10 protein-coding genes are annotated in these 11,436 nt (G+C 37.2%); all 10 read right to left on the bottom strand.

From position 1 onward, the window contains the following. Positions 1-430 precede the first annotated feature (430 nt). Positions 431-1,114, bottom strand: coding sequence for an epoxyqueuosine reductase (locus CLO1100_RS02915; protein WP_014312261.1), 684 nt, complete (start codon positions 1,112-1,114; stop codon positions 431-433). 59 nt (positions 1,115-1,173) lie between these two features. Then, a complete protein-coding gene (locus tag CLO1100_RS02910) occupies positions 1,174-1,413 on the bottom strand; it encodes an acyl carrier protein (RefSeq protein ID WP_041700147.1) in 240 nt (79 codons plus the stop codon). A 26-nt stretch (positions 1,414-1,439) separates the two neighbouring features. Next, entirely contained in the window at positions 1,440-2,918 is a 1,479-nt protein-coding gene (locus CLO1100_RS02905) for an amino acid adenylation domain-containing protein (RefSeq protein WP_041700146.1), read from the bottom strand. Between the two features lie 19 nt (positions 2,919-2,937). Further along, the gene (locus CLO1100_RS02900) at positions 2,938-4,008 is read right to left on the bottom strand and encodes a BtrH N-terminal domain-containing protein (protein ID WP_014312260.1); all 1,071 of its coding nucleotides are present in this window, start codon (positions 4,006-4,008) and stop codon (positions 2,938-2,940) included. Positions 4,009-4,048: 40 nt separating this feature from the next. Then, entirely contained in the window at positions 4,049-5,536 is a 1,488-nt protein-coding gene (locus CLO1100_RS02895) for an aldehyde dehydrogenase (protein WP_014312259.1), read from the bottom strand. Positions 5,537-5,574: 38 nt separating this feature from the next. Beyond that, positions 5,575-6,291 carry a phenylalanine--tRNA ligase beta subunit-related protein gene (locus CLO1100_RS02890; RefSeq protein WP_014312258.1) on the bottom strand — a complete coding sequence of 239 codons (717 nt, stop codon included), beginning with the start codon at positions 6,289-6,291 and terminating at the stop codon, positions 5,575-5,577. Positions 6,292-6,324: 33 nt separating this feature from the next. Next, positions 6,325-7,845, bottom strand: a complete 1,521-nt coding sequence (locus CLO1100_RS02885; protein ID WP_014312257.1) for a radical SAM protein — start codon at positions 7,843-7,845, stop codon at positions 6,325-6,327. Positions 7,846-7,867: 22 nt separating this feature from the next. Next, the gene (locus CLO1100_RS02880; RefSeq protein WP_014312256.1) at positions 7,868-8,107 is read right to left on the bottom strand and encodes a phosphopantetheine-binding protein; all 240 of its coding nucleotides are present in this window, start codon (positions 8,105-8,107) and stop codon (positions 7,868-7,870) included. A gap of 74 nt (positions 8,108-8,181) precedes the next feature. Further along, on the bottom strand, positions 8,182-10,047 hold the full coding sequence (gene asnB / locus CLO1100_RS02875) for an asparagine synthase (glutamine-hydrolyzing) (protein WP_014312255.1): 1,866 nt from the start codon (positions 10,045-10,047) through the stop codon (positions 8,182-8,184). Between the two features lie 24 nt (positions 10,048-10,071). Further along, on the bottom strand, positions 10,072-11,403 hold the full coding sequence (locus tag CLO1100_RS02870; protein ID WP_014312254.1) for an aspartate aminotransferase family protein: 1,332 nt from the start codon (positions 11,401-11,403) through the stop codon (positions 10,072-10,074). Positions 11,404-11,436: the final 33 nt, after the last annotated feature.

Here is an 11,436-nt window from a genome sequence, read left to right as displayed (position 1 = left end):
TGGGCTGAATTTAAATTGGGTGGAAACTGAGAAGGGGTTCTAAAATGAAGAAAAGCCCGACAAAATCGGGCTTTTCATATGCCATAAACATTTTAATCAATACTTTTTTTATACCAAATTGGCTTTCTATCACAATGCTTGATAAAATATGTCCAAGTAAAATTACTATCCACGACATATACATTATGGCCCATTTCTAATCTCAGATACTTCCAACTCGATTTATTGTTAGTTTCCAAATATAATACCTTATCCTGCAGTTGAAGCTGTTATTACAATAGCGAACTATGGGAATCTGATACCCGATAATGATTTGTCAAATATTTTTGGAAAATTCTACCGAGCGGATAGGTCCAGAACTAGTCAGGGAACTGGACTTCCAATGATTAATAATTTTAACATAGGTAGTAATAACGGCTCTACCTGTATTCTATACAGTGCGTTTCAAACCTTTTCCAACAGGACAGACTGTCCTGCATTTATTGCATTCAACTGTATCAAAACCTTTTTTAGTTTTTCCGTATGAATTCAGTCTGCACTTTTTTTGTTCTACCTTGTCTTCATTAATAGCATTAACGGCACATATATCCAGACAAAGTGTACATGCTTCAATACAGATGCTTTTTGCGTAAGGGTCGGATTCAAGCTCAATATCGGTTAAAATCGCCCCGACAGTTAAGCGGTTGCCATATACTTCATTCAATAGCAATGTATTTTTTCCCAGAGTACCAATACCGGCAGCCACAGCCGTATGCTTCATGGAAAGCAGCCCCTGTCCTGTCATGGATTCTTCATCCCATGAGTTATATGGAGCATCACATGGAAGTGGAACACAAGTACATTTAAATTCTTTTTCCATTCTGCTTGAAGCGGACAAAGCTATGTAATCAACCATGGAACAACTAATCGTATTGAAATGTTCATACATGAGTCGGGGTTCTACTTCCCATAACCCCTTTGGTAAAGTAATACCAAAAACAATAACCGATTTGCATTTGCTATACAAATCTGTTGGACGAAATCCTTTCGGAGCGGTTTCAAACCTTTCAATACCGGCTATTCCACATACATCCGAACCTAAAGATGTGAAAATATTCTTTATAATTTCCTTCATCGCAGCCCTACCCCTTTTTCATTTTAAAGCAGCCGAATATAGTATAAATTATATCTTAGTTAATCCAGACTTTCCAGATAGTCACAAATACTTGTGATTGTGGTAAAGCTCCTGAAATCCAATTCATCATCATCGAATTCAACATCAAATTCCTTTTCAAGCTCAACTACAATTTCTATAAATTTAATAGAATTAATACCTACCTCCGACAAATTATCCTCGGTTGCAGCTTTCTCTTTTAAATCCGGTATGTTCATTACTTTTACTATTATATCAATAACTTTATCCCGTATATCCATACTTATTCTCCTTATATATGTAGTCTTTAAATTGAAACCTTAAGGGCATTTCTGTCAATTTTCCCGTTATTATTAACAGGCATTTTTTCGGTGTGAACAAAAATTGACGGAATCATATACTGAGGTAATTTGGACTTTAAATATTTTTTCAGATCACTTTCAGATATATCTTTGTATGTTGAATAAACAGCACATAAGTACTGATTATTATCATTATCAGATTTAACAACAACGGCAGCCTGCTTTATATTGTTATATTCCATAATAACACACTCAATTTCACCAAGTTCAATTCTATATCCGCTAATTTTAATCTGATAATCCAGCCTGTATAAATAATTGATACTACCGTCTGGCAACCTTTCAACTAAATCTCCAGTTTTGTATAATCTATCGGAAGATATTCCCGGCAGAAAAACAAAGTGTTCTTCTGTCAACTCAGGCTTATTTATATACCCTCTGGCTACTCCCAATCCTCCGATATATAGTTCACCCTTGTTATCCAACTCTCCATTTTCATTAATTATAAATGTCGAATAGTTTAACATTGGCTTACCAATATCAACAATATCTTTGTCAGTAACGTCTGAAAGGGAACAATACACTGTTGCTTCCGTAGGGCCATAAGCATTATAGATTGTGGCACTTGATTGTTTTTTTATCTCATCCCTCAGGGACTTTGGGAATACTTCTCCTCCGATAATCATTTTCTCAATATTTTTCAAATAATTCAGCTCTTTATCACAGCTCAGAAAATACTGTACTGTTGATGGTGTCATCTGGATAATATTGATATTGTTTTTAAGTAAAATTTTACCGAGGAGTCTTGGATTATATAGTTCTCTTTCATTTGCAAGGTAAATTTCCATACCATGTGCCAATGCAAGTAATGACTCAATAACAAATATATCAAATACTATTTTTGTAATACTTAATAGCTTCCCTCCGTCCTCCAGCCCCATAAACTCAGGTATGGCTTTGACTACATTTGTAACGGATTTATGTTCAATCATAACACCCTTTGGCTTACCGGTAGAGCCTGAAGTATAAAGGATATAAGCCAGATCTTCCGGACTTATTGCGGGCCCGGTAAAATCCTCCAATAATCTTGGATATTCAGCAAGTGCAGTGGTGATATTAATTGTTTTTTCATCAAAGATAAATCCGTCCTTAGTCCCGTCATTGATTAAAAGCAATTCCATGTTACTGTCATCAATCATATATTCTATGCGTGGAGCAGGACAACCGGGATCAATAGGCATATACGCCGCCCCTGCCTTAAGTATGCCGATCATGGCAATAATCATTTCAATAGACCTGGTCATCATAATACCAACAACGGATTCTTTTTTTATCCCTCTTTGAATTAGCATACCGGCAAATGCATTTGATTTTCTGTCCAAATCTTTATAGGATATACCTTCCTTGTTACAGACGATTGCCACTGTATGAGGTATATCGGCTGCCTTTTGTGAGATTATATTTGTTATGCTTTGAAAACTCAAACATACCACCTCTTTCTATTTACCAATTATCCGTTAATTTGTGTTCGATTTTGTCTAAAACATCCATACATTCCTTTTCATTTTCCAGAATTTCATCAAATTGCACTTTTATCTTCTCGAGCAGAGCATCTGTACTTAGCAAGGAAAACTTAACAATAAGCTTAAGCAATTTATTCCACAAACTTACACTTTTTCCGATTACTTCAATCTCATAATCACAGTTCTCTACTGTAATACTCTGCAAAGCTCTCTCTATGTACCCTGCAAAAAACATTCGGTACTTTGGCATCAGGAATAGCATACCGTGCAACCTTGCACTCAGCTTCTTCCTCTCAGCCTCCGAAAACTGCCCCATCTCATTTATGATTTCCTTCAATTTATACAAGACACCAATTCCGTCACAACTGCTCTCAGATATAGAGGTTTTTGAATAATACTCCTTTTGCATCTTGTCAATTGTAATGTTCAACAAGGTCTTGCAATCTGCTTCCCAACCATCTTTTTCAATCTCTATCCACTTATTCAAGATAGGAAAATCACTATTTACAAGCATTCCCTTTGGGTTTTCAGAAGCTCTGGCCTTCATAAAATCCCCATACTTCAAAGTACCCTTATAAAAGTAAGGCTCATACCAATCAACAACGTATACCTCCTGAAGCTCATCGGAATACCCGCATAAAATAACAGAGTGTATTGCATTTGCCTGCAGGTAGTAAGGCAGATATTTCAGATAATAAACATCAACCATTGTTATAACGGGTATTCCTTTTTCAACTTTTTCTTTTAAGGTATCCCAGTCAGAAAACTCATCTTTATATGTAATTGGAATAATAGATTTCACTTTACTCAAAAAAGGATCAAGTACAGAGGCGGTATCTATATTATATTTGATGTCAAGTTTATTAATATCGTTATCAGTAATTGACATATTCACGCCAATTACTGTATCGATAAATGCCCATGAATTTTCAATTCCGTAATAGTCCAATACTTGTTTTACATTGTTATGTATACAAAAGTTATCATACTCTTTTAAGAAGATACGCTCGCTCTGTATAAGATCTTCAATTCTCACATTTTTTCCAGACATATCAAATCATCCGTTCTTATTTAAATGAAATATCCCAATATTACAGTTCAATCCAAGTAAGCTTTGTCTGAGTATACTGTTCTATGGATTCAATTGATTTATCTCTGCCAAAACCTGACTGCTTGAATCCCCCGTGAGGAACACTCCAATCCCCGTCACCTGTACTGTTTATGAGTATCTTTCCGCATTTAAGCTTTTTAGACAGAGATACTGCTTTCTTTAAATCGGATGTCCACACAAAAGCACATAACCCATATATTGAATCATTTGCAATCTCAATTGCCTCTTCTTCGGTTTCAAACTCTATCACAGACAAGACAGGCCCAAATATTTCCTCTTGTGCAATACGCATTTTGTTATTAACGTCGCTAAAGATTGTAGGTTCTACATAATATCCCCCTGATTCTGAAAGAACCTGTTTACCGCCCATTATTAGCTTTGCACCCTCTAACTTTCCGATTTCGATATAATTCAGAATCCTTTCCATCTGTTCACCTGTTACCACACTTCCCATTGAACAAGCGGGGCCTAAAGGATTTTGGGGCATGTATTCTTTGCTGTATTCAATTAATTTTTTCAGGAAAGCTTCCTTAATTGACTTATGTATCAATAAACGTGTAGGTGAATCACATACTTGTCCGCTGTTATAAAACATGGCTCCGGCAGTCTGCTTGGCTACGTCGTCCAAATCATATGCATCAGGGAAAACAATATTAGGGCATTTTCCTCCGCATTCCAAGGAAACCCTCTTCATATTTGAAAGTCCTGAATACTGCATAATTAATTTTCCAACCTCTGATGAACCTGTAAAGGTAATCTTATCAACATCCATATGTAACGCAAGGGCTTGTCCGGCAGTCTCACCGTAACCCGGTACAACATTGAATACTCCGTCCGGTATGCCTGCCTGTTTTGCAAATTCCGCTATACACAGCAAGGTAAGAGGTGATTGCTCCGCAGGCTTCAATACAACACTGTTACCAGCCGCCAGTGCCGGTGCGAACTTCCAAACTGCCATCATAAGAGGATAGTTCCAAGGTATAATTGCTGCAACAACGCCATAAGGCTCACGCACAATCTGAGCATTGATATTCGGCCGTGTTGTCGCCACTGCTCCATATAATTTGTCAATTGCTTCTGCAAACCAGCGTATTCCGTTAAAACATCTGCGAATCTCTCCTATTGAGTTGGAAATTGGTTTTCCCATATCCATAGTTTCCAATGTTGCTAATTCCATGTGGTGAGCCTCGACCAGATTGGCAAATGCATAGAGGATATTCTTTCTTTGTTCCGGTGTAATATCAGACCATACACCTTTTTCATAAGCCTGTCTTGCTGCACTTACAGCCAAATCCACATCAGCCTGTTTACATGATGCAATTTTTGCTATAACCTTGCCATCAATGGGACTTACCTTATCAAATGTTTCCCCGTCAAGACTGTCTACATACTTTCCATTAATAAATGCCTTTGTTTTGATCTCAGCATTCTCTTTTAATTTTGTAACTTCTCCAAATGATAAACTCATGCTATGTACTATCCTTTCTATTAATAATATAAGTGGTATTAGATTTCCAGTTTAAGGTTATTACTGTTCAATACAGAAATACTTGCCTCTCCACCACAGTACTTCCTTACCAACTCAGCCATTTCACCAAGGATTCCTCTCATATCCTCCTCAGAATATACTGAAACACCCTCTACAAACAGACAAACATTTCTGGTTGTCTCATCCAGCTTTGTCTTATTGCTTTCACGCCAATTCCACCGTCTGCAAAGGACTTCCTTTTCGTCTCTGTATATAACTTCTTTTTCGCAGGCAAATTCTTTTTCTCCTGAATTAAGAACACTGAACTCCTCCGTACCGTCGGCTACCGTCAACCATATGTACCCTTCAACCTTATCAGTATCATCTCCCCCGACAGGTATTCGATGCTTTAAAGATATATAATTATAAATGTCTACCAGCGGATTAATTCTTCTTATTTGGTAATCATTCTTTTCAGATGTTACCATACGGCATAAGCTTTCAATAGAACATCTGAATTTACTGGGTTTAGCACCAAATTGGGAGTATATTCCTCTCCATCTTATTATAGTTTCATCCTGTGTTATCTCTTTATCCTTGAAATGGTCATTTACAGACTTCTTTGCAGCTTTTAACAATCCGTCTATTTCGTCATAATTATTTTTATAGTCATTTGTCAGTCCTTTAACGACTAATACTCCAATTTGTACATTATCAAATTGGTCCACAATTCTTTGATCAATCTTTATTTCCATTGTTATCCTCCTAAATTAATGTTTATCAAAAAACTAAACTTCTATTTCATTAACAAAATTATTAAGTGCGTTGAACATGATATGATCTTTGATATCCCTTTTTTCAAAGTTCTTAGCAACCGTACTAAGTGCAAGCTGCCATAAGCTGAATATTTGATAGTTATCCAGAGTATTCGTCTTATATACGGGAACACCGGCATTCATCAGATCGCAGTTCATTAAATAATGGGAATAATCATTATCTATAATTTCAAGACCATATAGATCATGATTACTTATAAGATTTGTACCGGGGTAAGGAACCATAACCGAGATGTGCATAATGTCAACAAGGCCCTCAGCTGTAAGATAGTCCATCATCTTAATTGTCTGGATGCTGGTGTCAATAGTATCTCCCGGTAACCCTATGATGAAATAACCCTGAATTGCTATTTTATACTTTTTGACATTACTGCAGATATCAAAAATAGACTGTGTCGCCTTAGCCCCGTATTTCTTTGAATTTGTTTTTTCCAAGACCTCGGGGTCGGAGCTTTCAATACCCAACGCAACTTGAACACACCCTGACTTCTCCATATATCCCAGAATCTCATCATCCAGAATTTCAGGTCGTGTCTGACACCACCATCTTATCCTCATTCCGCTATCAATAATCCTCTTGCAAAAATCAATTGTGTCCTTTTTTGAAGATGGGAAGCACAAATCTCCAATAAGCATTTCCTCGATTTTGTATTCATAGTACAACATCTTTATTTCGTTAATTACGTCATCCATATTTCTCTTTCTTTGTTTGCTTTTAAACAGCAGATTGGCGACGCAATAATCACAATTTCCTATGCAGCCTCTGGATAAATAAATACGCGGAATCAAGGGTACATCCCTTGGCCATAAGGAATAATCCGGATATGCAAGCTTATTTATGTCTTCAATATGATTAATTTTATTGTCGTTTACGATTTTTCCGTTCCTGTCTATATAAACTATACCTTCGAGATCGCTCCATTTGTCTATGTCATTTAAATTCTTCATAAGGTCAACTATGGCCTTTTCTCCTTCACCTCTAATAATGACATCTACATAGGGACTGCTCTTTATTGCTTCTTCAGCTATAAAAGTAAAATGAATTCCACCCAGTACTACCTTGCATTCCGGGTTGATTTTTTTGCATATCTCTGCAATCTTCAACGCCCTGTGGTGGGAACGGGTCAGAGAGGATATTGCCACCATTTTGCTTTTCTTGGTGGACAGTATTTTTTCAATATCATCATAATCAATGAAATTTCCGGTTTTGGTGTATTTAACATAATCATACAAATGGAAATCCAACATATGTACTGAAAAGTCATTATGCTTAAGCGCTGAGGACAAATACAACAATCCCCAGTTTGGCTCAATGGGCAAGTCCCCTATCAAGGAACCTACTTTATCACTTGCCTCCCAATAATGCTGCTGAACAATATCAATATCTTCAACAGATACATGCTTTAGTATGTGAGGCTGAATTAGTAATACGTCGCTCTTAACGTTTGTGTTAAACATTTCGCTAAAATTCATGTTGTTTCTTCCTTTCCAGATCTCATGATTCATTTGATCCCAACTGACTGTTAATTACTTCTGCTAAAGAGCTGATACTTGCCTCTGTCAATACATACATAAGCGGTAATTCCAAATCAAACTTTTTCTTAATTTCCATTATCAGTGTAAATGCCTGTAAAGATGTCCCCCCTAAGGAATAGAAATCATCTTCACTGGTAAAATCATCACGCTCCAATATCTCTTTCCAAATATTAAATAAAACTTCTTCTGTCTCTTTCAAAATAAATCCCCCTTTTTGTCTTATATATCACTGTCAAAGTTTAACCATTTATTTGCCTTGAGCTAAAATCATAGTTATAAAGATGGCATATCAAATTTTTTAATAAACAAGCAAAACATAATAATCATTAGCATATAATCTGTATCAATTGATGTCTTCAGAGAAAAGTCGGGATCTAAGTACTTTTTCTTTAATCTCTCTACTTCGTCGGCATTGAAATAGCCTTGCCGTTTAATGGTTTCATATGAAAGCAAATCATTTATCCAATCGTAGTTTTTTCTTAACAGGAACGGGCTTCCGGGGGCAATGAAAATATACTTTTCCCTGTTAATAATTGCTTCAGGTACAAATTTTTTTGCGGTCTGCTTCAATATGTATTTTTCCTTAAAATTATTTAGTTTTAAATCGGGAGGAACCGTTCTTATAAAGTTAACCAAATCAATATCCAGAAATGGAAATCTACCTTCAACAGAACTTGCCATCAGCATTCTGTCACTGTGATCGGATACCAGATGATCCATGAGTCGAACCTTTAAATCTATGTATGACCTCTGATGAATAAGATGCCTTCCTGCTATTTTTGATTGATTTACTAACTGATGGTTTGTAAAATCAAAATCATCAAAGCAACCATTTAACTGCTGACTATAAACTGCTTTTTTATCTTCCTTCAGCTTTAAGAAATCTGCTTCATATTTGAATAACGGGTCACCCCATACCTTATTACGCAGCATTTTCTCCTCAGCAGAAGATAAATCGTTTTGGTTTCTCAGCTTTCTGAACTGGTCGAAGCGGTAACTGGGATACCCTGCAAACAGCTCGTCCGACCCCTCACCTGTCAAAATAACTTTAATTCCCTGCTGTCTGGCCTTCGCTGCCAGAGCCATTGTTGCAGAATTATAGGATTCTTTTACAGGTGCTTCGGTATGGTATATTACCTTTTCCAATCTCTCTGCGATGTCATCCACTTTGAACGGTACAGAATAGTGTTCATACTCCAACTGGTCAGCCACAATTTTCTGATATTTTCGCTCTGAAAATTCTTCGTTCTCAAAATCTACTGAAAATATCTTTCTTCTGTTCTGAGACAATGCCTTCATCATGCATACAATTAGCGAAGAATCAAGTCCCCCACTTAAGAATGCACCTACATCTACATCGGCTCTGGTACGGAACTTAATTGATTGCAAAAGCAGTTCTTCAATCCGTTCCATATAGTATGACTCACTATGCCGCTCAATTTCCTCATTTAACAGCGGATAATCCAAATCCCAGTATTGGTTTAAAATCAAATCGGGTTTCCCGGCTTCTGCATACATCAAGTGACCGGGAGCAAGGTTTTTGATGTTTTTGAACATTGTTCTGGGACTAACCGTGTGCGGCAGAGAAAAGAACTGGTCCATTCCGACCAGGTCTACTTCCCTTCTTACCAGCGGATTAGTAAGTAATGCCTTTATCTCTGATGCAAACAACAAAGTGCCGTCCACAAGAGTGTAGAATAAAGGCATTACTCCAAACTGGTCTCTAGCCAGCATAATACTTCGTCGTTTTTCATCAATAATAGCCAACGCAAACTGGCCGTTTATTCTGTCCAGAAACCTTTCACCCAAATCCTCATACAGATGCACTAAAACTTCAACATCTGATTTGCTTCTGAACACATGTCCTTTTTTACGAAGTTCTTCTCTCAACTCTATATGATTGAATATTTCCCCATTGCAAATAACACAGATGGTGCCGTCTTCGTTTTCAATGGGCTGGTTACCCGACTGCAGATCAATTATACTCAATCTTCGGAAACCAAGTCCGTAATATTCTCTAAGCCTGTGGCCGGAATCGTCAGGCCCTCGATGCTCAAGTACGTCCATCATGTCAAATATTTCTTGTCTGTTTATTTGTTCATGTCCTGTTGTCTTAAATATACCGCTGATACCGCACATAAATGTTACCCCGTATTATTTCTATTATCTTAAACTCTCGTTAAGTGCTTCCTTAATGACCTTTACAACATAGTCAACTTCCTCCGGCTTTATAATAAACGGAGGTGCCAGAGAGATGTTATTACCAAGTGTTCTTACTCGTACACCCTTTTCAAGACATTTTGTATACATCTTTGCTGCCAGATCAAAATTCTTTTCTCTGGAGGCTTTATCTGTAACAAATTCAACAGTGTACAAAAGTCCGATTCTGCGAATTTCTCCTACACAGTCATAATTCATGATACTTGCCAAATCTCTTGTAAGCTTGTCCCCCATTGCATTTGCATTCTCAAGCAAATGGTCTCTCTCAATTATTTCAAGATTCTTTAGTGCAACTGCGCAGGAAGCCGCATGCCCCGAATATGTAAATCCGTGAAGCCAAGCTTCATCACCGGGTGCATTCTGAATAACTTCATTTATTTTGTCGTTGACCTGCATTCCGCCTAAGGGCATATAACCACTTGTAATACCTTTTGCAAAGCATAGTATGTCAGGTTCAACACCCCAGTGATTCAATGCAAACATTTTACCTGTACGACCGAAACCTGTAATGATTTCATCAGCAATCATCAGAATATCGTATTTGTCACAAAGTTTTCTGATAAGAGGGAAATAATCTTCAGGTGGTACAATTCCTCCTCCTGAACCCTGAACAGGTTCAGCAATAAATGCAGCAATTGTGTCAGCACCCTCTTTTAAGATAGTTTCTTCAAAAATCCTGGCTGCTGCCTGTCCCACTGTTTCATTTGCCTTTAATTCCTCAGAGAATCTATAAGCATATGGATTTGCTATATGTATAAAGCCAGGTACCTTGTTGAACATATTCCAGAACTTCGGTATGCCTGTAGCACTTGCAGCCGCCATAGTCATGCCGTGATAAGCATTGTTCAGGCATATAATCTTTGTTTTTGTAGGCTTACCTTTTCTTTTCCAGTAGTATTGTGCTGTTTTGAATGCCGAATCATTTGATTCAGAACCTCCGCAGGTAAAAAAGGTAGTCTTCAGACTACTGTATGCGTATCCTTCTAGTTTTTGGGCCAGATAAATTTGAGGTATAGTGGATGAACCTGAAAAGTTGGAGCCATATGCTATCTTACAAATCTGGTCGTAAGCTGTTTGAGCAATTTCCTTGTTTCCATAGCCAATATCAACATTCCACATACCTGAAAAAGCGTCAAGTATCTTCTCTCCTGTACAAGTATATAAATATACACCTTCTCCCCGTTCAACAATTAAAGGTTCTTTGTGTGATGAAATATGTTGAAGCGGATGAAGAACCTTTAAGTCATTTTGAAAAATTTCCTTAACACTATCCATTGCCGTCTCCTCTTTTCTGATATATTTTAATAG

This window comes from Clostridium sp. BNL1100, assembly GCF_000244875.1.
Lineage (GTDB): Bacteria > Bacillota > Clostridia > Acetivibrionales > DSM-1351 > Ruminiclostridium.
Note: the sequence above shows the minus strand (reverse complement) of the source record. Positions and strands in the feature narration are given on the sequence as shown.

Bases quoted from the DNA above. Each gene is read 5' to 3' on its own strand.
- CLO1100_RS02915 (WP_014312261.1), bottom strand. From the start codon at position 1,114: ATGAAGGAAATTATAAAGAATATTTTCACATCTTTAGGTTCGGATGTA.
- CLO1100_RS02910 (WP_041700147.1), bottom strand. From the start codon at position 1,413: ATGGATATACGGGATAAAGTTATTGATATAATAGTAAAAGTAATGAAC.
- CLO1100_RS02900 (WP_014312260.1), bottom strand. From the start codon at position 4,008: ATGTCTGGAAAAAATGTGAGAATTGAAGATCTTATACAGAGCGAGCGT.
- CLO1100_RS02895 (WP_014312259.1), bottom strand. From the start codon at position 5,536: ATGAGTTTATCATTTGGAGAAGTTACAAAATTAAAAGAGAATGCTGAG.
- CLO1100_RS02890 (WP_014312258.1), bottom strand. From the start codon at position 6,291: ATGGAAATAAAGATTGATCAAAGAATTGTGGACCAATTTGATAATGTA.
- CLO1100_RS02885 (WP_014312257.1), bottom strand. From the start codon at position 7,845: ATGAATTTTAGCGAAATGTTTAACACAAACGTTAAGAGCGACGTATTA.
- asnB (WP_014312255.1), bottom strand. From the start codon at position 10,047: ATGTGCGGTATCAGCGGTATATTTAAGACAACAGGACATGAACAAATA.
- CLO1100_RS02870 (WP_014312254.1), bottom strand. From the start codon at position 11,403: ATGGATAGTGTTAAGGAAATTTTTCAAAATGACTTAAAGGTTCTTCAT.